The 26975-nt window shown below is 73.0% G+C and carries 1 protein-coding gene; it reads right to left on the bottom strand.

All coding sequences use genetic code 11. The features are described from left to right. Window positions 1-70 precede the first annotated feature (70 nt). Window positions 71-26923, bottom strand: coding sequence for a type I polyketide synthase (locus tag BMZ82_RS42065; RefSeq protein WP_256252142.1), 26853 nt, complete (start codon window positions 26921-26923; stop codon window positions 71-73). Window positions 26924-26975 lie beyond the last annotated feature (52 nt).

Genomic DNA, 26975 nt, shown 5'->3' with positions numbered 1-26975 from the left:
GCAACCTAGGAACAACCCCTACCGTGTCCCCTACCCCTGCACCCGTACCCCCCGGCCCCCCGGCGCCCCGTCAGGGGCGGCCGAGGTTGCGGTTGATGAAGTCCAGCAGTTCGTCGTCGCTGGCCGACTCCAGGGTGTCGACCACCGACGCCCCGGGGCTCTCCTCGGTGCCGGTCCACTTGGCCAGCAGGCTCTGAAGCCGCACCGTCACCTTGGTGCGCAGCAGGTTGTCGGCCTCGCCGACCGCCACCGAGGCTTCCAGCCGGTCCAGTTCGGCCAACAGCGCGTCGGCCGGGGCCCCGCCGTCGGGAAGCAGTTCGGCTCCCAGGTGGCGTACCAGGGCGGTCGGGGTGGGGTGGTCGAAGACCGCGGTGGCGGCGAGGGCGAGGCCGGTGGCCGTGGCCAGGCGGGTCCTGAAGTCGACGGCGGTCAGCGAGTCGAAGCCCATCGCGTTGAAGGAGCGGCCGGGTTCGATGGTTTTGGCGGAGGTGAAGCCGAGTGCCGCCGCCGCGTGTTCGCGCACCAACTCCAGCAGTGCGTCGTCGCGTTCGGCCGCCGGCAGGGCGGCGAGGCGGTCGCGCAGCGCGTCGGCTCCGCCGGTTCCGCCGATGTGCGTGGGGGCTGCGGCCGGTGCGGGCCGGGCCGCCACGGCGGCTTCGGGTACCCCGTCCAGGAACGCCGACGGCCGGGCGGAGGTGAACAGCGGTGTGAAGGCGGCCCAGTTGACGTCGGCGACGGTCACATTGGTCTCGTCGCGGTCCAGGGCCTGGCCGAGCGCCGCGAGCGCCGCGTCGGGGTCCATGGCCGTGAGCCCGCGCCGTCGCAGGTGTTCCGTGCGCTCCTGGTCGGCGGCCATGCCGCTGCCCGCCCAGGGGCCCCAGGCCACGGCGGTGGCCCGCAGGCCCCGGGCCCGGCGGGCGGCGGCGAGCGCGTCGAGGTAGCCGTTGGCGCAGGAGTACGCGGACTGCCCGCCGCCGCCCCAGATACCGGAGATGGACGAGAACAGCACGAAGGCGTCCAACTCCCGCCCGTCCAGCAGCGCGTCGAGGTGGGCGGCACCCGTGGTCTTGGCGGCGAGCACCTCGGCGAAGTCGGCCGGCCTGGTGTCGGCCAGCGACGCCGAGGCACTGACCCCGGCCGCGTGGACCACCGTACGGACCGGAGTACCGGCGTCGTCGAGTCGGGCCAACAGAGCTGCCAGCGCGGGGCGGTCGGCGATGTCGCACGCCACCGCCTCCGCACGGGCACCGGCCGCGGTGAGCTCGGCGACCAGTTCCCCGGCACCGGGCGCGGCCGGGCCGCTGCGGCTGACCAGCACCAGATGCCGCACGCCCCGGTCGACCAGCCAGCGGGCGACCTGGCCGCCCAGCGCGCCCGTACCGCCGGTGACGAGGGCGGTGCCGGTGCCGGTGGGGCGCCAGGCCGTCGCGGGTCCTGCCGGGTCGGCGGTCGCCGGATGCGGGGCGCGGACCAGGCGGCGTACGAACAGTCCGGCGGCGCGTACGGCCAACTGGTCCTCGCCCGCGGGCCTGGACTGCGGCGTGGCGGTCAACACCGCGTGCAGCAAGGCCTTGGAACGCCGGTCCAGGGCGGCGGGCAGATCGATCGCGCCGCCCCAGCGGTCGGCGTACTCCAGCGCGATCACCCGGTAGAGGGCGGCCAGTTGAGCCTGCGCCGGATCCGGAGCGGCGGCCTGGCCCGTGGCCTGGTTCGTAGACCCGGTTGCGGGGTCGGCGGCCTCCTGGGTGACGCACCACAGCGGCGCGGCGACATCGGCGTCGGCGAGCGCCTGCGGCAGGGCCACGGTCAGCGCCAGACCGGCGGTCAGCGCGGGGTGTTCCGGGTGCGGACGCCGGTCGAGGGCGAGCAGCGAGAGCACCCCGGTGAGCGGGGTGCCCTCGGCGGCGGTACGGATCCGCCGCGCCAGGGCCGCACCGTCATCGGCGCCAACATCGGCACCAGCACCGATGCCGATACCTGCCTCCAGTCGTACGACGTCCGTGCCGTGCTCGGTGAGCGCGGCGATCACGTCCATGGCCAGGGGCTGGTCGGTGTGGCCTGCCGGGAGGAGGACCAGCCAGCGGCCGGCGCCGGCCGGGGTCGGCGTCCACTGGGCGGGTTGCCAGCGCGTCCGGTAGCGCCACTGGTCCAGCCGGGCCTGTTCGCGCTGCCGGCGGTGCCAGGAGGACAGCGCGGGCAGCGCCTCGCTGAGCGGCCGGGAGCCGTCGAGGTCCAGGGCCGCGCCGAGCGCGCCCAGGTCCTGCCGCTCCACGGCCTCCCAGAACCGGTGGTCCGTGTCGGAGGGGGCGGCTGCCGCCGCGACCGGTGCGGGCGGCGCGCCGCGCAGCCAGTAGTTCTCGCGCTGGAAGGGGTACGTGGGCAGGTGGACGCGGTCGCCGCCGGTGCCCGCGCAGTAAGCGGCCCAGTCGGGCCCGCTGCCCTGCGCGGCCAGTCCGGCCAGCGCCAGCGCCGACGTGCGCGTCTCGTCGCGCTCCCGGCGCAGCACCGGCAGGCAGACGCTGCGGGCGGGCAGGGTCTCACGGGCCATGGCAGTCAGTACGGCATCGGGGCCGACCTCCAGGAAGGTGCGAGCGCCGCGCTCGTGCAGCAGCCGCACACCGTCGGCGAACCGCACCGCCTCACGGGCGTGCCGTACCCAGTACTCGGGCGAGCACAACTCCTCGGCCGTCGCCAACTCGCCGGTGAGGTTGGAGACCACCGGGATACGGGGCTCCGCGTAGGTCAACCGTGCTGCCACGGCGCGTAGTTCGTCCAGCATGGGGTCCATGAGCGCCGAGTGGAAGGCATGACTGACCGTCAACTGTCGTACCTTGCAGCCCTGTTCGCGCCAGTGCGACGCCGCCTTCTCCACCACGGGCAGGAGACCGGAGACCACGACGGCGGTCGGACCGTTGACGGCCGCGATGTCGAGGCGGCCGCCGTGGTCCTCCAGCGTCTTGCGGACCTCGTCCTCGGTCGCCTCGACGGCCAGCATCGCGCCGCCCGCCGGCAGCGCGGCCATCAGCCGGCCGCGCGCCGCCACCAGCGTGCACGCGTCCTCCAGGGACCACACCCCCGCCACGTACGCGGCGGCGATCTCGCCGATCGAGTGACCGGCGAGGTAGTCCGGCCGTATGCCCCAGGACGCGAGCAGGCGGAACAGTGCCACCTCGATCGCGAACAGCGCGGGCTGGGTGAAGTCCGTCCGGTCGATCAACTCCGCATCCGGAGAACCCGGTTCGGCGAACAGCACCTCGCACAGCGGGCGCTCCAGCAGCCCGTCAAAGCACGCGGCGACCTCGTCGAGCGCCTTGGCGAACGCGGGGTGGGCGGCGTAGAGCTCCTGCCCCGCGCCCACGCGCTGGCTGCCCTGGCCGGAGAACAGGACCGCCACGGCACCCGCACCCGCGTCGACCTGTGCCTGAACGACCGTGGGCAGGCTGCGTCCGTCGGCCAACGCGGCCAGCGACTCCAGCAGTTCGTCACGGTCGCCGCCGGTCAGGACCGCCCGGTACTCGAAGGCGGTACGGGACGTGGCCAGGGCGTGGCCCACGTCGAGGGGGCGGGCGTCGGAACGGGCCAGCAGGTGGGTGTGCAGCTCACGGGCGCGGGCGCGCAGCGCGTCGGCGGTCCGGGCCGACAGCGGCCACAGGACGGGCGACAGCGCTCGGCCCGACTCGGGAGCCCCGGGGGCCCCGGGAGCCCCATGGGCATCAGGAGCCTCGGTAGCTTCAGAAGTCTCGGGGGCCTGCTGCGGTTCCTCGATGATCGTGTGGACGTTCGTGCCGCTGATCCCGAACGACGAGATTCCGGCCCGCCGGGGGTGGCCTTCGGACTCCCACGGCCGGGCCTCGGTAAGCAGCCGGACCGCGCCGGCCGTCCAGTCCACCTGCGCGGAGGGCCGGTCGACGTGCAGGGTGCGCGGCAGCACGCCGTGCCGCATGGCCATGACCATCTTCATCAGGCCGCCGATGCCGGCCGCCGCCTGGGCGTGCCCGATGTTGGACTTGAGCGAGCCCAGCCACAGCGGCCGGTCCTCGGCGCGGTCGTGGCCGTACGTCGCCAGCAGCGCCTGCGCCTCGATGGGGTCGCCCAGCGGGGTGCCGGTGCCGTGCGCCTCGACGGCGTCGACGTCGGCGGGGGTCAGGCGGGCGTTGGCCAACGCCTGGCGGATGACCCGCTGCTGGGCGGGGCCGTTCGGTGCGGTCAGGCCGTTGGACGCGCCGTCCTGGTTGACGGCGGAGCCACGGACCACCGCCAGCACCTCGTGGCCCAGGCGGCGGGCTTCAGACAGCGGCTCTACGAGGATCATGCCGACGCCCTCCGCCCAGCCGGTGCCGTCGGCCGCGTCGGAGAAGGACTTGCACCGGCCGTCGGGGGCGAGGCCGCGCTGCCTGCTGAACTCGGTGAACATGCCCGGGGTGGCCATCACCGCCGCGCCGCCGACCAGCGCCATCGTGCTCTCGCCCTGTCGCAGCGACTGGCAGGCCAGGTGCAGAGCCACCAGCGAGGACGAACAGGCGGTGTCCACGGTCACCGCCGGGCCTTCGAAGCCGAAGGTGTACGAGAGCCGGCCGGACACGACACTGCCGGTGTTGCCGGTCAGCAGATGCCCCTCCACACCCTCGAGCGCGGCGGCATCGCCCGGGAGGCCACCGCCCTGGCCGCCACCGCTCAGGACGGCCTGCCCGCTGCCGTACCCGGAGGGCGCGGCACCGACGAACACACCGGCCTGACTGCCGCGCACCGTGCGCGGATCGATTCCGGCGCGCTCGAACGTCTCCCACGCGGTCTCCAGCAGCAGCCGCTGCTGCGGGTCCATCGCCAGCGCCTCACGCGGCGAGATACCGAAGAACACCGGGTCGAACGCGGCGGCGTCGTAGAGGAAGCCGCCCTGGTCGGCGTAGGAGGTACCGGCCTGCGCCAGCTCCGGGTCGTAGAGGGCGGCCAGATCCCAGCCCCGGTCGGCGGGGAAGCCGCCGACCGCGTCGGCCCCGTCGTCCACCAGCCGCCACAGGTCCTCCGGCGAGCGGACCCCACCGGGGAAGCGGCAGGCCATGCCGATGATGGCGATCGGATCGTCGGACGCGGCGGCAGAGGCAGCAGCAGCGACCTGCGGCGCGACGGCACGGGCGAGTTCTGCGCCGGGAAGTTCGGCGTCCAGGAAAACGGCCAGCGCGCGGACGCTCGGGTGATCGAAGACCAGCGTCGCGGGCAGTTTCAGCCCGGTCGCGGCGGTGAGCCGGTTGCGCAGCTCCACCGAGGTCAGCGAGTCGAAGCCCAGATCCTTGAACGGGTGCTCGACGTCGATGGCCTCCGGGGCCCGGTGCCCCAGCACCGCCGCCACCTGGCCGCGCACCAGATCGAACAGCGACTGTTCGCGCTCGCGCCCACGCAGCCCGGCCAACCGCTCGGCCAGCCCACCCGGGGCGGCCACGACGGCGTTACGGGCCAGGGCCCGACGCTGCCCGGCACTCCGCCGCACCAGGCCGCTGAGCAGCGGCGACACGACGGGACTCCGGCGCAGTACGTCGAGATCCAGCCTGACCGCGACGGGCCTCACCTCTGCACCGGTCCACGCGGCGTCGAACAGCGCCATTCCGTCGACGGGCTCCAGAGTCAGCACACCGCCTTCCGCCATGCGCTGCACATCCGTCGCGTCCAGCGCGGCGGTCATACCCGCCGCCTGCGACCAGGGTCCCCAGGCCACAGAGGTCGCGGGCAGACCGGCGGCGCGACGGTACGCGGCCAGCGCGTCCAAGTAGGCATTGGCGGCTGCGTAGTTGCCCTGACCCGCACCACCGAACGTCGCCGAGGCGGAGGAGAACAGGACGAATGCGGCTAGGTCGTGGTCGGCGGTGAGTTCGTGGAGGTGACGCGCCGCTTCCGCCTTCGGCCCCCAGACGGTCGCCAGACGGTCGGGGGTGAGCGCGGTGACGAGACCGTCGTCGAGGACACCAGCGGTGTGGACTACGGCCGTCAGGCGTTCCGACGCAAGCAGGTCCGTCACGGCGTCACGGTCAGCAACATCGCAGGCCACGATCCGTACGGCAGCGCCCAGTTCGGTCAGTTCAGTACGCAACTCTTCCGCGCCGGGGGCCTCCAGGCCTCGCCGGGAGACCAACAGCAGGTTGCGAGCGCCGTGTTCGGCCACCAAGTGCCGGGCCATGTGTGCGCCCAGACCACCCGTGCCGCCGGTCACCAGGACCGTACGATCCGGGTCCAGCGCCGCCGGGACGGTCAGGACCACCTTGCCGACATGCTTGGCCTGGCTGATGAAACGGAAGGCATCAGGCGCTTGCCGTACGTCCCATGCCCGCACCGGCAAAAGCTCCAGCACCCCGGAACCGAACAGCTCCAACAGCTCAGCCAGCAGCACCGCGATTCGGTCCGGACCCGCGTCGAAGAGGTCGAACGCCTGGTAACTGACGGCCAGTTCGGCCGCGTCACGGACGTCAGTCTTGCCCATCTCCAGGAACCGACCGCCCTCGGCCAGCACCGACAGCGAAGCATCCACGAACTCACCCGCGAGAGCGTTCAGCACCACATCAATGCCGCTGAACTTCTCCGCGAAGGCCGTGTCGCGGGAGGACGCGATGTGATCGTCGTCCAGACCGAGCGAACGAAGAACATCCCACTTGCCCGGACTCGCCGTCGCGAACACCTCAGCACCCAGATGCTGAGCGAGCTGAATCGCCGCCATGCCGACGCCACCGGCACCGGCATGCACCAACACCCGTTCGCCAGGCTGCACTTGCGCCAGATCCCGCCACGCGTACCACGCCGTAAGGAAGACGATCGGCACCGATGCCGCCTCGGCGAACGACCAACCGTCCGGCACGCGTCCGAGCAGCCGCTCGTCCGTCACCACCAGGGGACCGAACGCACCCGGCACCAGCCCGAACACCCGATCACCCACGGCCAGACCACCGGCCCCGGCCCCTGACCCGGTCTCCAGCACCACGCCCGACGCCTCGATACCCAGCGGCACCGCACCGGGATACATCCCCAACGCGTTCAACACATCACGGAAGTTCACACCGGCGGCGCGCACCGCGACCCGCACCTCACCCACTCCCAACGGGGCCGTGGCCTCCTCGAACGGAACCAACTCCAGCGCGTCCAACGACCCCCGCACCACACTGTCCAACCGCCACGCCCCCACACCCGACGGCACCGCCAGGACCTCGTCAGCCCCAGGCCGCACCAGCCTCGCGACACTCACCGTGCCCTGGCGCAGGGCGACTTGTTCCTCCGGGCGGTCATCGAGCGCCTCGGCCAGCGCGGCCCAGGACTCCGCCGTACCGTCGACGTCCGCCAGCACGAACCGGCCCGGGTTCTCCGCCTGCGCCGACCGGACCAGGCCCCACACCGCGGCCGCGTCGGCGTCGTCGCCGTCGATCGCGCCCCGGGTCACGATGAGCAGCCGCCGGTCGGCGAACCGCTCCTCCGCCAGCCACTCCTGAACCGCGTCCAGCGCCCTGCCGACCGCGCCCGGCCCGGCGCACGGCAGCAGCACGGCGCTGTCGCCGTCGGGCGCCTCGGCGAGGAGCGCGCACCGGACGCCGGCCAGCGCCTCGGCGGCGTCGAGATCATCACCGATGACGGCCCAGTCGAGGGCCCGGTCTACGGCTTGGTCAACGGCCTGGTCGGCGGGCTCGGCAACCCAGTCCAGCCGGTAGAGCGGGGTCCGGTGGCCCAGGGGCTCGGCGGACACCTCGCGCAGAGCCAGCGACCTGACCGTGACCACCGGGGTTCCCGTCTGGTCGACCGCGAGCAGCGACACCGCGTCCTGCCCGTCGCGGGCGGCGAGGCGTACCCGCAGTACGGACGCCTCGGTGGCGAGTACCGCGACGTCCGACCAGGCGAACGGCAGGCGGCCACGGCCGCTGTCGGTCGCGGGCAGGAGTCCGCCCAGGCCCACGCCGTGCAGTGCGGCGTCCAGCAGTGCCGGGTGGACGCCGAAGCCCTTACGGTCTGCGGCCTCGTCCGGAAGGGTGACCTCGACGAACACCTCGTCGCCCTGTGTCCACGCCGCCGTCAGCCCCCGGAAGGCGGCGCCGTAGCGCAGCCCCATCGCGGCAAGGGCGTCGTAGAGGCCGTCGAGAGCGACCGGTTCGGCGCCGGCGGGCGGCCAGACCGTCAAGCCATGGTCGACAGGGGCACCGGCCCCGGCGGCGAGCACGCCGTCGCCGTGCTTGGCCCAGCCGTTGTCCTGCGCGTCGCCGCTGGGGCGCGAGTACAGGGCGATCTCCCGTCGCCCGCTGTCGTCGGCCTGTCCGACGGTGAGTTGGACATCGACCTCGCCGCGCTCGGGCAGGGTCAGCGGGGAGCTGAGCGTCAGCTCCTCGACCAGGTCGCAGCCGAACTGGTCGCCCGCCGCGACGGCGAGCTCCAGCAGCGCGGTACCGGGGACGACGACGGTGTCCAGCACCCGGTGATCGGCCAGCCACGGGTGGCGGCGCAGCGACAACGCACCGGTGAGCACCGCGCCTTCACCGTCGGCGCGGTGCATCACGGCGCCCAGCAGCGGATGATCCGCCACGCGCAGACCGAGCCCGGCGGCGTCGGCACTGCCCCGCCCGGTGACGTGGCGCGGCCAGTAGCGCTCACTCTGGAAGGCGTACGTCGGCAGCCGGACGGGACGACCCCGCCCGACGGAGTCGGGGAACACCGCAGACCAGTCCACCCGTACGCCCCGCACGTGGAGTCGGGCGGCGGCATGCAGCAACGACTCCGGTTCGGGGCGTCCCCGGCGCAGCACCGCGACCATCTCGGCGGAGGACGGCGACGCCTCGGCACCCAGCACGCCCTGCGCCATGGCGGTCAGGACACCGTCGGGACCCAACTCGACGAAATTCCGCACGCCTTGAGCGTCCAGAGTGCGAACGCCGTCGGCGAACCGGACCGCCTCACGGACATGCCGGACCCAGTACTCGGGCGAGCACAGCTCCTCCGGCTTGGCCATCTCGCCGGTCAGGTTCGACACGAGCGGGATACGCGGAGTCTCGTACGCCAGGCTCTCGGCCACGCGCCGGAACTCCGCGAGCATCGGATCCATCAGCGGCGAGTGGAAGGCATGACTGACCGTCAACTGCTTGACGCGCAGGCCTTGTTCACGCCAACGCGACTCCAACTCCGCGACTGCTTCCGCATCACCGGACACCACGACCGACGTCGGACCGTTCACCGCCGCGACGGCAACCCGCTCGTCCAGGTCAGCCAGTACGTCCGCCTCGGACGCTTCGACGGCCAGCATCGCGCCGCCCTCAGGCAGCGCGCCCATCAGCCGACCACGCGCAGCGACCAGCGTGCAGGCGTCCTCCAGGGACCACACCCCCGCCACGTACGCGGCGGCGATCTCACCGATGGAGTGCCCGGCCACGAAGTCGGGCGTCACACCCCACGACTCCAGCAGCCGGAACAACGCCACCTCGACCGCGAACAACGCAGGCTGAGTGAATTCCGTCCGGTCGATCAGCTCCCCGCCCTCGAACAACACCTCTCGCAGGCCTTCGAACCGGGCGCACACCTCGTCCAGCGCATCCGCAAACACGGGATAAGCGGCGTACAACTCCCGCCCCGCACCCACCCGTTGGCTCCCCTGTCCCGAGAACAGGAAAGCCGTACGGCCCCTGCTCACGCTGCCGGTCACGATGGCCGGTGTCGTCGGGAGGGTGTCGGCCGCGTTGGCCAACTGTGTGAGTGCGGTGCGGAGTTCGTCCGGGGTGGTGCCGAGCACCACGGCTCGGTGGTTCAGCGTGGCTCGGGTGGTGGTCAGGGCGTGAGCGACCTCGACCGGGGGTATCGCCGGCCTTGCGGCGAGATCCTCCGCCAGTCGGCCTGCCTGCGCGGCGAGTGCGGCCGGGCTGTGCGCGGACAGCGGCCAGGCGATCGGACAGTCGACCACGTTGTCGTCCGACCCCTCGACCGGCGCATCATGCGCGGGCTCCGCCGGGGGCATGGGGGGCGCTTCGAGGATGGTGTGTGCGTTGGTGCCGCTGATGCCGAAGGCCGAGACGGCGGCCCGGCGCGGACGTCCGGTCTCCGGCCAGGCGACCTGCTCCGTCAGCAACTCCACAGCGCCCGAGGACCAGTCCACGCTGGGCGACGGCTCATCGACATGGAGCGTCTGGGGCAGGACACCGTGCCGCATCGCGAGCACCATCTTGATCACGCCCGCGACACCGGCGGCGGCCTGGGTGTGCCCGATGTTGGACTTCACCGAGGCGAGCAGCAGCGGCTGTTCGGCCTCCCGGCCCTGCCCGTACGTGGCGAGCAGCGCGCCGGCCTCGATGGGGTCGCCCAGGGCGGTTCCCGTGCCGTGCGCCTCCACCGCGTCCACGTCGGCGGGGGCGAGCCTGGCACTGGCCAAGGCCTGCCGTATGACGCGCTGTTGGGACGGCCCGTTGGGGGCGGTCAGGCCGTTGGACGCGCCGTCCTGGTTGACGGCGGAGCCCCGCACCACCGCCAGCACCTCGTGACCGTTGCGCACGGCGTCGGACAGCTTCTCCACGAGCAGCATGCCGACGCCCTCGCCCCAGCCAGTGCCGTCCGCACCCGCCGCGAACGCCTTGCAGCGGCCGTCCGCCGCCAGACCGCGCTGGCGCGAGAACTCCACGAACGTGGCCGGAGTCGACATCACCGTCACTCCGCCGGCCAGCGCCATCGTGCACTCGCCCGACCGCAGTGCCTGCACCGCCAGGTGCAGTGCCACCAGTGACGACGAGCACGCCGTGTCGACGGTCACCGCCGGGCCTTCCAACCCGAACGCGTACGCCAACCGTCCCGACACCACGCTCGCCGCGTTGCCGGTGCCGAGGTGGCCGCCGAGGTCGTCCTGCGCGTGGGAGAGGAGGGCCGCGTAGTCCTGGCCGTTGGTGCCGACGAAGACGCCGGTGCGGGTGCCGCGTACGGCGTCCGGCGCGACGCCGGCCCCTTCGAAGGTCTCCCACACGGTCTCCAGCAGCAACCGCTGCTGCGGATCCATGGCCAACGCCTCTCGGGGCGAGATCCCGAACAGCCCCGCGTCGAACCGGTCGGCCCCCGCAAGGAAGCCGCCGACCCGTACGTACGACGTGCCCTGGTGCTCGGGATCCGGGTCGTACAGCGCGTCCAGGTCCCAGCCACGGTCACCGGGGAACCCGTCGACCGCGTCCACGCCGTCCGCCAACAGCGCCCACAGCTCCTCCGGTGACCCCACCCCACCCGGGAACCGGCAGCCCATGCCCACGATCACCACCGGCTCGTCCATCAGCTCGCGCACCGGCTCGCCCACCGACAGGCCGGTCAGCGGCGCGATCAGCCCCGTGGCAACCCGCGCCGACGACTCCTCGCCCGCCAGCAGCTCCCGCAGCCAGCCCGCCAGCAGCGTCGGCGTCGGATAGTCGAACACCAGGCCGCTCGGCAGCCGCAGCCCGGTCACCGACCCGAGCCGGTTGCGCAACTCGACCGCCATCAGCGAATCGAAGCCCAGCTCCCGAAACGCCCGGTCGGTCTCCACCTCCGCGCCCGAACCGTAGCCGAGGACGCCTGCCGCCTCCGCGCACACCGTGTCCAGCAGCAGCGCCGACCGCTCGTCGGCGGACAACCCGGCGAGCCGTACGACGAGTTGCGGCGCACCGGCAGTGCCGTCGCCGGACGACGCCGTACCGTCGAGGGCCTGGCGAGCAGCCGGGATCTCGTCGAAGAACGCCGTGTGACGCACGGAGGTGAACGCCGGGGCGAACCGCTCCCACTCCACGTCCGCCACCACCACACACGCCTCGCCGCCCGCGAGCACGCCCGCCAGGACACCCAGCGCAGCGCCAGGCTCCATCGACCGCAGCCCGCGCCGCGCCAGTTCCCGCCCGGCGGAACCACGCGCCGCCATACCGGAGCCCGCCCAAGGACCCCAGGCCACCGCGCAGCCCGCGAGACCGCGTGCCCGCCGCGCCTGCACCAAACCATCGAGATAGGCGTTCGCGGCCGAATACCCCGCCTGCGCCGCACTGCCCCACACACCCGAGATGGACGAGAACACGACGAACGCGTCCAACTCCCGTTCGCCCAGCACCACATCGAGGTTCGCCGCACCCACCACCTTGGCGCGCATCACATCGGCCAGGCTCTCGGCCGACGTCTCCAGCAGCGTGCCCGCGTCGTCCACACCCGCCGCGTGCACCACGGCCGTGAGCGGGATGTCGTCGGAGAGTGAGTCGATCACCCGGTCGAGTGCGTCGCGGTCGGTGACGTCACATGCCTCGACGCAGACCTGCGCCCCCGCCGAGCCGAGCTCGGCCAGCACCTCGGCGGCTCCGGGGGCGTCGAGTCCCTGGCGGCTGAGCAGCACGACACGTTCGGCACCGCGCTCCACCGCCCACCGGGCGACCCGTACACCCAGCCCACCCAGGCCACCGGTCACCAGCACCGTCCCGGACGGCGACCACTCCTCGCTCCGGGCACGGTCGGGCGCGGGCGCGAGCCGCCGTACGAACACGCCGGACGGCCGTACGGCCACCTGGTCCTCAACGCCCTCGGAGTCCTCACCCCTCTGCCCCAGCACGCCGAGCAACCGCTCCGCGACCCGCGCGTCGAACGCCTCCGGTAGATCGATCAACCCGCCCCAGAGACCAGGGAGTTCGAGTCCGGCTACCCGGCCGAGACCCCACACGGCGGCCAGCTCCGGAAGAACGACCCCGCCATCGGAGCCCCCCACCGACACCCCGCCACGGGTGACACACCAGACGCCACCACCGGCATCGCCACCGACACCGGCGTCCGCGATCGCCTGGAGGATCGTCAGGGTGCGCTCGGCGGCGACGGTCTCGGCCCGGCCCGGGGCCCCCGTCGGCACCACCAGTACGCCCGTCACATCGGCGCGGTCCGCGAGACGAGCGGCCAGCTCCGCACGGCCGTCGGCATCGGCCAGCAGCAGCGTCTCCACCTCCGCGCCGGCCTCCCGCAGGACGGCACCGAGCGGGCCGCACAGCCCGGCGTCGGCGTCTTCCGCCATGTCCTGCCAACCAACCACCAGCCAGCGGCCGTTCACCGCAGCACCGGACATCAGGCCCGGCATCGGACGCCACTCCACCCGGTACCGCCAGTCCGCCGTGGAGACCGCTACCGGCGCGTTCTGTCGCGGCCTGGCCGACAGCCAGTACCGCTCCCGCTGGAAGGCATACGTCGGCAACTCGACCCGGCGCGCACCGCTGCCCGCGAAGTACCGGCCCCAGTCGGGCCGGACCGCACCACGCACCCACGCCCCGGCCAACGCCGCCACCAACGACGACTGTTCAGGCCGCCCCCGACGCAGCACGGCGAGGCAGACAGTGCCCTCGGCGTCCTCGGTCAGCGCCTGCTGGGCCATGGCGGCGAGTACGCCGTCGGGGCCGAGCTCGACGAAGGTACGGACCCCGCCCTGACCGTGCAGCGTCGCGATCCCGTCCGCGAAACGGACCGCCTCACGGACGTGCCGGACCCAGTACTCGGGCGAGCAGAGTTCGTCGGCCGTGGCGATCTCACCGGTCAGGTTCGAGACGACCGGGATGCGCGGAGTCTCGTACGTCAACCCCTCGGCCACCGACCGGAACTCGGCCAGCATCGGATCCATCAGTGGGGAGTGGAACGCGTGGCTGACCGTCAACTGCTTGACGCGCAGTCCCTGTTCACGCCAGCGCGCCTCCAACTCGGCGACGGCTACTGCATCACCGGAGACCACGACCGACGTCGGACCGTTCACCGCCGCGATCGCAACGCGCTCGTCCAGCTCCGGCAGTACGTCCGCCTCGGACGCCTCCACCGCGAGCATGGCCCCGCCCTCGGGCAGAGCGCCCATCAACCGGCCGCGCGCCGCCACCAGCGTGCAAGCGTCCTCCAGGGACCACACCCCCGCCACGTACGCGGCAGCGATCTCACCGATCGAGTGACCGGCGACGAAGTCGGGCGTGACGCCCCACGACTCCAACAGCCGGAACAACGCCACCTCGACGGCGAACAACGCGGGCTGGGTGAACTCCGTACGGTCGATCAACCCCTCACCCTCGAACAACACTTCACCCAGGCCCTCGAACCGGGCGCACACCTCGTCCAGCGCATTCGCGAACACGGGATAAGCGGCGTACAACTCCTGCCCCGCACCCACCCGTTGGCTCCCCTGCCCCGAGAACAGGAAGGCCAGCGAACCTGTCACGGGCTGGCCCGTGACGACAGTGGCCGACGTGTGGCCCTTCGCCAAAGTAACCAGTCCAGCGGCGAGTTGGGCGTGGTCGGTGCCGAGGACGACGGCGCGCCGGTCCCAGACCGAACGGCCGGTGGCCAGGGAGAGTGCGATGTCGTGCGGGCGGGCGTCGGGGTGGCGGCGCAGGTGAGCGCCGAGCCGGTCGGCCTGACCGGTCAGCGCGGAGGCGTCCCGCGCGGACAGCAGCAGCGGTACGCAGCCGGTCGGCGCGGCGGCCGGACCGGCGTCGGAGGTGACCGGCTCGGGCGCTGACTGCGCCGGCTCCTCGATGATGACGTGCGCGTTCGTGCCGCTGATGCCGAACGACGACACGCCCGCGCGGCGCGGTCGCCCGCCTCGCCGCCAGGCGACGGGCTCGGTCAGCAGCCGTACCGCGCCGGCCGTCCAGTCGACCTGGCCGGTGGGCCGGTCGACGTGCAGGGTGCGCGGAAGTTCGGCGGCGCGCAGGGCCATGACCATCTTGATCACGCCGCCGACGCCCGCCGCCGCCTGCGCGTGGCCGATGTTGGACTTGATGGACCCCAGCCACAGCGGCCGGTCCTCGGCGCGGTCGTGGCCGTAGGTGGCCAGCAGGGCCTGCGCCTCGATGGGGTCGCCGAGCCGGGTACCGGTGCCGTGGGCCTCGACGGCGTCGATGTCGGCCGGTGCGAGCCCGGCGGCGGAGAGGGCATCGCGGATGACGCGCTGCTGCGAGGGGCCGTTCGGCGCGGTCAGGCCGTTGGACGCGCCGTCCTGGTTGACCGCCGAACCACGCACCACCGCCAGCACGGGATGCCCCAGCCGCTGCGCGTCGGACAACCGCTCCACGAGGAGCATGCCGACGCCCTCCGCCCAGCCGGTGCCGTCGGCCGCGTCCGCGAACGACTTGCAGCGGCCGTCGGCGGCCAGGCCCCGCTGGCGGCTGAACTGGACGAACATGTTGGGCGACGACATGATCGCCGCACCGCCGACCAGCGCCATGTCGCACTCGCCGGACCGCAGCGCCTGGCCTGCCAGATGCAGTGCCACCAGGGACGACGAGCAGGCGGTGTCGACCGTGACCGCCGGGCCCTCCAGGCCGAAGGTGTAGGCGAGCCGACCGGAGACGACGCTGCCCGCGTTACCCGTCAGCAGATGCGCCTCGACCTCGTCGGGCGCTTCCCCGGGCGGCGGACCGTACCCCTGGAAGGCCGCGCCGACGAACACGCCGGTACGGGAGCCGCGCGCCGACTGCGGATCGATGCCGGCGTGTTCGAAGGTCTCCCAGGAGGTCTCAAGCAGCAGCCGCTGCTGCGGGTCCATTGCCAGCGCCTCACGCGGCGAGATCCCGAAGAAGCGCGGATCGAAGCGGTCGGCGTCGTGCAGGAACCCGCCCGCGCGCGTGTAGCTGGTGCCGGGGTGGTCGGGGTCGGGGTCGAAGAGGTTCGCCAGGTCCCAGTCCCGGTTGGCGGGCATCTCGGAGACGGCGTCGGTGCCGTGCGCGACGAGGTCCCACAGAGCGTCCGGTGAGTCCGCGCCTCCCGGGTAACGGCAGGCCATGCCGACGATGACCACCGGATCGTCGTCGGCGCCGACGGCCGTGCGGAGGGCCGTTCGGACGGATGCGGCGGATGCGGCGGACCGGGCGGAGTCCTGTTCCTCGCCCAGCAGCGACAGGCGCAGGTGACCGGCGAGTGCGGCCGGGGTGGGGTGGTCGAAGATCAGCGTGGCGGGCAGCCGCAGTCCGGTCGCCGCGTTCAGGCGGTTACGCAGTTCGACCGCCGTCAACGAGTCGAAGCCCAGGTCCTTGAACGCCTGGTGCGGATCGACGGCTCCCGGGCTCGAGTGACCGAGCACCGCGACGACATGACTCAACGTCAATTCACTGAGCAGCGCCTTACGTTCGGCCGGGTCGACGGCACGCAGACGGTCGACCAGTGAGGAGTCCGCGCCCTGACGGGCCCGCTCCTGAGCGACGTTACGCCGGGCCGGCGGCACCGCGACCAGCGCCCGCAGGAGCGGCGGCACGGTCTCCGGCAACACGTTCCCGCGCAGCCGCGCCGGCTCCAGTCGTACGGGCACCACGACCGCGTCCGCACCGGCCCATGCCCGGTCCAGCAAGGCCAGACCCTGTTCCGCCGTGAGGGGCGCCATACCCGCTCGGGCCATACGCTGAACGTCGGCTTCGTCCAGGGCGCCGGTCATACCGCCTTCCTGCGACCACGGCCCCCAGGCGAGGGAGGTCGCGGGCAGACCGCTGGCACGGCGGTGCGTCGCCAGCGCGTCCAAGTAGGCATTGGCAGCCGCGTAGTTGCTCTGGCCTGCCGAGCCCAGCACACCCGAGAGGGAGGAGAACAGGACGAAGGCGGCGAGGTCTTGGCCGACGGTGAGTTCGTGGAGGTGCCGGGCCGCGTCGGCCTTCGGGCCCCAGACGGTCGTCATACGGTCGGGGGTGAGCGCGGTGACGAGACCGTCGTCGAGGACACCGGCGGTGTGGATGACCGCCGTCAGGCGCTCCGACGCGAGCACAGCCGCTACGGCGTCCCGGTCGGCGACGTCGCAGGCCACGATCCGTACAGCGGCGCCCAGTTCGGTCAGCTCGGCGCGCAACTCCTCTGCGCCAGGGGCGTCCGAACCGCGACGGGAGACCAACAGCAGGTCCCGGGCACCGTGTTCGGTTACCAGGTGCCGAGCCACGTGTGCGCCCAGACCGCCCGTGCCGCCGGTCACCAGGACCGTACGGTCCGGGTCCAGGGGTGCCGGGACGGTCAGGACCACCTTGCCGACATGCTTGGCCTGGCTCACGAAACGGAACGCGTCACGGGCCTGCCGCACATCCCACGCCCGCACCGGAAGCAGTTCCACCGCGCCCGTGCCGAACAGCTCCAGCAGCTCGGCCAGCAACTCCGCGATCCGGTCCGGACCTGCCTCGAACAGGTCGAACGCCTGGTAGGAAACGGCCAGTTCGGCCGCGTCACGGACATCGGTCTTGCCCATCTCAAGGAACCGGCCACCCTCGGCCAGCACCGACAACGAGGCATCGACGAACTCACCCGCGAGGGCGTTCAGTACGACGTCGATGCCACTGAACTTCTCCGCGAAACCGGTGTCCCGGGAGGACGCGATGTGATCGTCGTCCAAGCCGAGACCGCGCAGCACATCCCACTTGCCCGGACTCGCCGTCGCGAACACCTCGGCACCCAAATGCTGCGCAAGCTGAATCGCCGCCATCCCCACGCCACCGGCACCGGCATGCACCAACACCCGCTCCCCAGCCCGCACTTCAGCCAGATCACGCCACGCATACCAAGCCGTCAGAAACACCACCGGCACCGACGCCGCCTCGGCGAACGACCAACCGTCCGGCACCCGCGCCAACAACCGCCCGTCCGTCACCGTCATCGACCCGAACCCACCCGGCACCAGACCGAACACCCGGTCCCCCACCGCGAGGCCGGTCGTCTTCGGACCGGTCTCCAGCACCACACCGGCTGCCTCGATGCCCAGCGGACTCGCGGGCCCCGGGTACATGCCCAGGGCACTCAGCACGTCGCGGAAATTCACTCCCGCCGCCCGGACCGCGACGCGCACCTGGCTCTCGCCCAACCGCGCCGTCTCGGCCTCGGGGCAGGCCACCAGTTCCAGTGCCTCCAGCGCGCCGCGATCGGCGCTCTCCAGCCGCCACGCACCGGATTCGGGAGCCGTGAGCGCGTCTGCGGCACCGACCCGCACCAGCCGGGGCGACCACAACGCGCCCACACGCAGGGCGATTTGCTCCTCCCCTGCGCCCAGCGACCAGGCCAGCGCCCCGGCCAACGCGGCCCAGGACTCCGCCGTACCGTCGACGTCCGCCAGCACGAACCGGCCGGGGTTCTCGGTCTGCGCCGAACGCAGCAGGCCCCAGACGCCCGCGCCCGCGCTGTCGGGATCGCGCACCGCGTCCACCACACCCACCGCGACCGCGCCCCGCGTCACCACCACCAGCCGGGCATCCGCCAGCCGCTCATCGGCCAGCCACTCGCGTACGACGTCCAGTGCGCCGTCGACAGGGCCGTCGGCCCAGGTCAGTACCGCAAACGCAACGCCAGGCAGGTCGTCGTCGAAGTTCAGGGACGCGACATCCGTGGCCCGGCGGAGCAGCGGCAGCGCACCGGCGCAGTCCAGCGGGTCCGCGCCGAGTACGACAAGCTCCGCGCTGTCGCCGGCCGCAGTCCGCCCGGCGGGGGACGCGACCCAGTCCACGCGGTACAGCGGCTCGCTGCGCCGGGCGGGCACTCCGGAGATCTCGCGCAGCGCCAACGACTCGACGTGGGCGACCAGTTGGCCGTCCGCGTCGGCCAGCATCACGTCCACCGCGTCGGTGCCGACCGCGCGCAGCCGTGCGCGCAGCGTCGTCGCACCGGTCGCCTGCACCGAGACGCCCGACCAGGCGAAGGGCACCCGTCCGCGCCCGTCGTCGGTCTCGGGCAGCAGCCCGCCCAGGCCGATCGCGTGCAGTACTGAGTCCAGCAGCGCGGGGTGCAGGGCGAAGGCCCCGGCGTCGCCGTCCGCCTGCTCCGGGAGCGCCACCTCGACGTAGACCTCGTCGCCCCGCCGCCAGGCGGCTGTCAGGCCACGGAACACCGGCCCGTACGCGTAACCCGCCCGCGCCAGTCCGGCGTACAGCTCCTCGGCAGACGCGGGGACGGGCTGCGCACCGACGGGAGGCCAGACGGACAGGTCTGATAGATCTGACAGGTCGGCGTTGTCGGTCCCGGCCGCCGTCTCGCTGTGGCCCAGTGTGCCGAAGGCATGGCGGGTCCAGGGCTCGTCGTCATCGGCTGCGGCGAGAGTGTCACCGGCGCGCGAGTAGACGCTCACCGCACGGCGACCGTGCACGTCGGCCGCGTCCACCCGCACCTGAACCTGCACCGTGCCGGTGTCCGGGATGACCAGCGGGTCGGACAGGGTCAGCTCCTCGACCCGGTCGCAGGCCGTCTCGTCCCCGGCGCGCAGCGCGAGTTCCACGAACGCGGTGCCCGGCAGCAGCACCGAGCCCATCACCTGGTGGTCGGCGAGCCACGGGTGGGTACGCAGCGACAGCGCCCCCGTCAGCAGCACCGTCCCCTGGTCGGCCACCAGCACCCGGCCGCCGACGAGCGGGTGCCGGGCGGCACCGATCCCGTACGCGGCGGCGTCGCCGACCGCGCCGACACCGGGCCGGGGCCAGAACGCCTGTCCCTGGAACGCGTACGTGGGCAGTTCGATCCGCCGGGCACCCGATCCGGCGTAGTACGCCGCCCAGTCCACGCCGCCGCCCCGCACCTGCCATGCGGCGAGCGCGCCGGTCAGCGTCCCGACCTCGGTACGGTCCCGCCGCAGAACGGGCAGGCAGGCGGTGACCTCGCCTTGCTCGTCGGCCGCCAGGGCGTTCTGGGTCATGGCGGCGAGTACGGAGTCCGGCCCGACCTCGATGAAGGTACGGACGCCGCCCTGACCGTGCAGCGTCGCGATCCCGTCGGCGAAACGGACGGCTTCGCGGACGTGCCGGACCCAGTACTCCGGTGAGCACAGCTCGTCGGCGGTGGCCATCTCACCGGTCAGGTTCGAGACGACCGGGATGCGCGGAGTCTCGTACGACAACCCCTCGACCACGCGCCGGAACTCCGCCAGCATCGGAGCCATCAGCGGCGAGTGGAAGGCATGACTGACCGTCAGTTGCTTGACCCGTAGGCCCTGTTCACGCCAGCGTGACTTCAACTCGCCTACGGCTTCCGCATCTCCGGACACCACGACCGACGTCGGACCGTTGACCGCCGCGATCGCAACGCGCTCGTCCAGCTCCGGCAGTACGTCCGCCTCGGACGCCTCCACCGCGAGCATGGCTCCGCCTGACGGCAGCTCGCCCATCAACCGGCCGCGTGCCGCGACCAGCGTGCACGCGTCGTCCAGGGACCAGACACCCGCCACGTACGCGGCGGCGATCTCACCGATCGAGTGACCGGCGACGAAGTCGGGCGTCACGCCCCACGACTCCAGCAGCCGGAACAGCGCCACCTCGACCGCGAACAACGCGGGCTGGGTGAACTCGGTACGGTCGATCAACCCCGCCGCGTCCTCGAAGAGGACATCGCGCAGCGGGCGGTCCAGCAGCCCGTCGAAACGGGCGCACACCTCGTCAAGCGCATCCGCGAACACCGGATAGGCGGCGGCGTACAACTCACGCCCCGCACCCACCCGTTGGCTGCCCTGCCCCGAGAACAGGAAGGCCGTCGGCGCGTTCTCCCGAGCCGTGCCATGCGCAACGGCCGGGTGCGCGTGGTCGCCGGACGCGAGGGCGGTGAGGCCCTCCAGCAGGCCGGTGCGCGTTTCGGCGGTGATGGCGGCGCGGTGGGTCAGGACGGACCTGCTCGTCGCGAGGGACAGTGCGATGTCGGCGGCGGCCAGGGCGTCACCCCGGTCGTCGACGAACTCGGCCAGTCGTGCCGCTTGGGCGTGCAGCCCGGCTTCGGTCCGGCCGGACAGGAGCCATGTCAGCGGGCGGTCTGCGGGGTCTGCGCTTTCGGCGATGTCGGTCGCGGGGGCCTGTTCGATGATCACGTGCGCGTTGGTGCCACTCATGCCGAACGACGACACCGCCGCCCGACGCGGCCCACCGGACGCCTCCGGCCACGCAACGTTCTGCGTCACCAACTCCACCGCACCCGACGACCAGTCCACATGCGGCGTCGGCGCATCCACATGCAACGTCCCCGGCACCACACCACGACCCAACGCCAACACCATCTTCATCACACCCGCGACACCCGAAGCCGCCTGCGTATGACCGATGTTCGACTTCACCGAACCCAACAGCACCGGCCGATCGGCCTCACGGTCCTGGCCGTACGTCGCCAGCAGCGCCTGCGCCTCGATCGGGTCACCCAACGCCGTACCCGTACCGTGCGCCTCCACCACATCGACCTCGGACGCCGTCAGCCCCGCATCCGCCAACGCCTGCCGGATGACCCGCTGTTGGGACGGACCGTTCGGGGCCGTCAGGCCATTGGACGCACCGTCCTGGTTAACCGCCGAACCACGCACCACCGCCAGCACTTGATGGCCCAGCCGCTCCGCGTCGGACAACCGCTCCACCAGCAGCAGCCCGACGCCCTCACCCCACGACGTACCATCCGCCGCCGCCGCGAACGCCTTGCAGCGGCCGTCCACCGCAAGACCCCGCTGACGCGAGAACTCGACGAACGAGCCCGGGGTGGCCATCACGGCCACGCCTCCCGCGAGGGCGAGTGTGCATTCCCCTCGGCGCAGTGCCTGCACCGCAAGGTGGAGGGCCACCAGCGACGACGAGCATGCCGTGTCGACCGTCAGCGCCGGGCCTTCGAGGCCGAAGGTGTACGCCAGCCGGCCCGAGACCACGCTCGCGGCGTTGCCGGTGATCAGGTGTCCCTCGGTCGGGGTGCCCGAGTCGCGCAAGAGGGCTGTGTAGTCAAGGCTGTTGGTGCCGACGAACACGCCGGTGCGGGAGCCGTGCAGGGCGTCGGGGGCGATGCCCGCGCGTTCGAAGGTCTCCCAGGCGGTCTCCAGGAGGAGCCGTTGCTGCGGGTCCATCGCGAGGGCTTCTCGTGGCGAGATGCCGAAGAAGGCGGCGTCGAAGTCGGCCACCGCGTCGAGGAAGCCGCCTTCGCGGGCGTAGCTGGTGCCGATCCGGTCGGGGTCGGGGTCGTACAGCTCGGCGAGGTCCCAGCCACGGTCGTCGGGGAACGGCCCGACCGCGTCCCGGCCGCCCGCCACCAACTCCCACAGCTCCTCCGGCGAACCCACACCACCCGGATAACGGCAGGCCATGCCGACGATCGCGATCGGTTCGCCGTCCGCCAAGTCGGTTGCGTCCTGCGGCTGTTCACTTCCTGCGGCATCGACGTCGCCGTGGGGCAGCAGCAGGGCGAGCAGGTGGCCGCTCAGGGCGTGCGCCGTGGGGTGGTCGAAGACGAGGGTGGCCGGCAGGGCGGCGAGGCCCGTCCTGGCGGTGAGGCGGTCGCGCAGTTCGACGGCGGTGAGCGAGTCGAAGCCGAGGTCCTTGAAGGCGCGCTTCGGCTCGACGGCGGTCGGTGAGGCGTGGCCGAGCAGGGCCGCGATCTCGGCGCGCAGCAGGTCCAGCAGTGCGGTGGCGCGGTCGGTGGCCGGCGTCCGGTCGAGCACGGCGGGCCAGGGGGCGCTACCGGTGGCGGTAGCTGTAGCTGTAGCTGTAGCTGTAGCTGTAGCTGTAGTGGTGACTGTGGCTGCCGGGGTGAGAGCCGCTGCGGCGGCTGGGATCGTCGTGATCAGCGGGCGCGGGCGGGCGAATGCGTAGCCGGGGGCGAAGCGCTGCCAGTCCATGTCTGCGACGACCGCGCACGGGCCCGTCGCGTGCTGGAGTGCCAGCAGTGCGCGGTGCGGGGCCATCGGGTTGAGGCCGCGTCGGCGCAGATGGTGCTCGGCTTCCTGGCCGGCCGCCATGCCGTCGCCCGCCCAGGGGCCCCAGGCGACAGCGGTCGCGGGTAGTCCCTGGCCTGCGCGGTGTTCGGCGAGGGCGTCGAGGTAGGCGTTGGCCGCCGCGTAGCCGGTCTGGTTCGCGCTGCCCCAGACACCGGCGACAGACGAGAACAGCACGAAGGCGTCGAGGTGTTGATGCTGCGTCAGTTCGTGGAGGTGGGCTGCGCCCAAGGTCTTGGCGGCGGTGATGTCGGCCAGGTCGTGCCCGCTGGTCTCGGCCAGCGGGCGGTACTGCGGCTGCCCGGCCGCGTGGACGACGGCGGTGACGGGGTCGCCGTCGGCGGCGAGGCCGTCCAGCAGGGCCGCGAGCTGCTGCCGGTCGGCGACGTCGCAGGCGGCGAGGGTGACACGCGCGCCCAGTTCGGTCAGTTCCGCGCTCAGTTGCTCGGCACCCGGGGCCTCGGGGCCGCGCCTGCTGACCAGGACCAGGTGATCGGCACCGGCCCCGGCTGCCCAGCGTGCGGTGTGCGCGCCGATGCCGCCGGTTCCGCCGGTGATCAGTACGGTGCCGCGCGGCTGCCAACCGACGGTGCCGTCAGTGGCGGTGCCTTCGTCCGTGGGGGCGGGGGCGGGTTCGAGACGGCGGGCGAAGACACCCGTAGCGCGGACGGCGAGCTGATCCTCGGCCCCGGCCTGCTCAACTCCGGTTCGCTCAGAGGCATTCAGCGCCTCGCACAGCCGGGCGGCGGCCCGCTCGTCGACGTCCGGTGGCAGGTCGACCAGACCGCCCCAGCGGTCCGGGTGCTCCAGCGCCACAGCCTGGCCGAAGCCCCACAGCAGGGCCTGGCCGGGGCCGGTGAGCCGGTCGGCACGGCCGGTGCTGACGGCCCCCTGGGTGGCGCACCACAGCGGTGCGGTGATGTCGGCCTCGCCGAGGGCTCGTACCAGAAGCGCGGTGACGGCCAGGGCACCGGACGGCAGGTGCGGTTCGGCGTGCTCGGGGTGCTCAGGGTGCTCGGGGTGTGTGAACAGCGGGCCGAGCAGCGACAGCACACCGTCGAAGGCGCTGCCAGAGGCACTGTTGGAGGCGCTGGTCGCGACGGCGGCGCGCAGCCGGTCGGACAGGGCAGCGGGGCCGGTGTCCGTCAGGGCGTCGGCTTCCACCGTCGCGTAGGTGTGGCCGTGTGCGGTCAGGGCGCGGGTGACGGCGTCCGTGAGCGGGTGGTGGCCTGCGGTGGCGTGCTCGCGTGGCACCACCAGCAGCCAGCGGCGGCTGTCGGCGGCGGCTGCCGGGCCGGGCCGCAGCGGGGTCCAGCCGATCCGGTAGTGCCAGCCGCTGACCGCCGTCCGGTCCTGGCTGCGGCTGCGGTAGTCCGCGAGCACCGGCAGCAGGTCGTGCACCGTGTCGGCGTCGGGTTCCAGGCGCAGGGCGCGGGCCACGGCCGCGTGGTCGTGCTGCTCCACTGCGGTCCACAGCTCGGCGTCGGCGGCCGGTTCGGCCGCGCCCGGGAGTGCGGTGGCGGCCGGTGCGGCCCAGTAGCGGTGGTGCTGGAAGGCGTACGTCGGCAGGTCGGTGCGGCGGGCACCGGTGCCGTCGAGGACGGCCGTCCAGTCGATGCCGGTGCCCCGCACGTGCAGGGCGGCCAGTGCCACGGTCAGGCTGTGCGTCTCAGTGCGAGGGGTGGCGTGGGCGGTGGTGCCCACGTGCAGCAGCGGTACGGCGGTGACCGGCGCGTCCGCCTGCGGTACGCCGTCGCGGACCAGCGCGGACAGGACGGCACCCGGGCCGACCTCCACGAACGTCCGCGCGCCGCGTCCGTGCAGCGTACGGACGCTGTCGCCGAACCGGACCGCGTCGCGGACATGCCGCACCCAGTACTCCGGGAGACGCACCTCCTCCAGGACCGGTTCGCCGGTGAGGCCGGACACGAGGGGGATGCGCGGGACGTCGTACGTCAGGCCCTCGGCGACCCGCCGGAACTCGGCGAGCATCGGGTCCATGAGCGGGGAGTGGAAGGCATGACTGACCGTCAGTTGCTTGACACGGAGGCCCTGTTCGCGCCAGCCGTCGGCCAGCTCGGCCACCACCGTCGCCTCGCCCGAAACCACCACCGCCGTGGGGCCGTTGACCGCCGCGATGTCCACGGACTCCCGGCCGCGTAGTGCGTGCCGTACGTCCGCCTCGGATGCCTCGACCGCCAGCATCGCTCCACCCGGGGGCAGTTGGCCCATCAGCCTGCCCCGCGCCGCCACCAGCGTGCAGGCGTCCGCAAGCGACCACACGCCGGCCACGTACGCCGCCGCGATCTCGCCGATGGAGTGCCCGGCGACGAAGTCCGGGGCGATCCCCCACGACTCCAGGAGCCGGAACAGCGCCACCTCGATCGCGAACAGCACCGGTTGGGTGAACTCCGTACGGTCGACCGGCCCGTCGCTGTCGAAGGCGACGTCGCGCAGGGGTCGGTCCAGGAGTCCGTCGAATCCGGCGCACACCTCGTCGAGTGCCTGCGCGAATGCGGGGAACGCCTCGTACAACTCCCGCCCGGAGCCCGCGCGTTGGCTGCCCTGGCCGGGGAAGGCGAACGCGGTGGCGCCGTCGGAGACCGTGCCGGTGAGTGTGCCGGCCGCGGCCGTGCCGGCGGCGACGGCCCGCAGCCCGGACAGCAGGGCCGCCCGGTCGGGGCCGACGACGGCGGCCCGGACGGGCAGCCCGGCCCGGCCGACGGCCAGCGAGAGGGCGATGTCGGCGTCGGCGACCGCGCCGAGGGCCGATCCCGCCAGGGCGTCCGCGAGGCGGGCCGCCTGCGCGGGCAGCGCGTCCTGCGAGGCCGCCGACAGCAGCCAGGGCAGAGCGCCGGGGGCACGCGTCGCGCCCCCCTCGGTTCCCGCCGCCGATCCTTCGACGGGCTCGCTCGGTGCCTGTTCCAGCACGATGTGGGCGTTCGTGCCGCTCACTCCGAACGACGACACCGCGGCCCGGCGCGGCTGGCCGGTGTCCGGCCAGTCGATGGTCTCCGACAGCGGGGAGACCGCGCCCGCCGACCAGTCGACGTGCGGGGACGGCGCGTCCAGGTGCAGCAGCCCGGGCAGCTTTCCGTGCCGCATGGCCATGACCGTCTTGATGATCCCCGCCACGCCCGAGGCGGCCTGGGTGTGGCCGATGTTGGACTTCAGGCCCCCGAGCCACAGCGGCCGGTCGCCGGTGCGGCTGCGGCCGTAGGTGGCCAGCAGGGCCTGCGCCTCGATGGGGTCGCCGAGCCGGGTGCCGGTGCCGTGGGACTCCACGGTGTCGATCTGGGCGGCGGACAGCCGGGCGTTGTCCAGTGCCTGCCGGATGACCCGCTGCTGCGAGGGGCCGTTCGGGGCCGTCAGGCCGTTCGACGCGCCGTCCTGGTTGACGGCGCTGCCACGGACCACCGCCAGCACCGGGTGACCGAGCCGCTGCGCGTCGGACAGCCGCTCGACCAGCAGCATGCCGACGCCCTCGCCCCACCCCGTGCCGTCGGCGGCGGCGGCGAACGGCTTGCAGCGGCCGTCGGGCGCCAGTCCGCGCTGCCGGCTGAACTCCACGAACGCGTCCGGGGTCGCCAGCACCGCCACACCGCCGGCCAGCGCGAGGCCGCACTCGCCGGCGCGCAGGGCCTGGACGGCGAGGTGCAGGGCCACCGAGGAGGAGGAGCAGGCGGTGTCCACGGTCACCGCCGGGCCCTCCAGGCCCAGGGTGTAGGCGATGCGGCCGGAGACCATGCCGCCCGCGTCGCCGGTGAGCGCGTACCCGTCGCCGCCGTCCTCGCCGGCGCGGACCACCGCGCCGTACCCGGCCGGAGAGGCCCCGACGAAGACGCCGGCCTGTCGGCCCCGCATGGTGGCGGGGTCGATCCCGGCGCGCTCGAACGCCTCCCACGACGCTTCCAGCAGCAGCCGCTGCTGCGGGTCCATCGCCACCGCCTCGCGCGGCGAGATCCCGAAGAAGTCCGCGTCGAACTCCCCCGCGTCGTCCAGGAACCCGCCGTGCAGGGCGTCGCTGGCACCACTGCGGTCGGGGCCGCGCCCGGCCAGCCGGTCCAGGTCCCAGCCCCGGTCCTGCGGGAACGCGCTGATCGCGTCCCGCCCGTCCAGCACCAGGTCCCACAGCTCCTCGGGCGACCGCACCCCGCCGGGCAGCCGGCAGCTCATCCCGACGATGGCGATCGGCTCGTGCGCCTGGGACTCGAGTTCGCCGATCCGACGCCGGGACTGGCGCAGCTCGGCGGTCATCCACTTCAGGCGGGTGAGGAGCTTGTCTTCGTTGGACATGTCACGCCACTTCTGGGAGTGCTGGTTCGGGAAGTGCTGGGAGGGGGCGAAG

It is taken from the genome of Streptomyces sp. yr375, from assembly GCF_900110755.1.
In the GTDB taxonomy this organism is placed as follows: domain Bacteria; phylum Actinomycetota; class Actinomycetes; order Streptomycetales; family Streptomycetaceae; genus Streptomyces.
The sequence above is the reverse complement of the archived record's forward strand: the minus strand, read 5'-3'. Positions and strand labels throughout refer to the sequence as shown.

What these genes read in the sequence shown, in the direction of transcription:
- BMZ82_RS42065 (WP_256252142.1), bottom strand. Translation starts at nt 26,923, where the DNA reads ATGTCCAACGAAGACAAGCTCCTCACCCGCCTGAAGTGGATGACCGCC.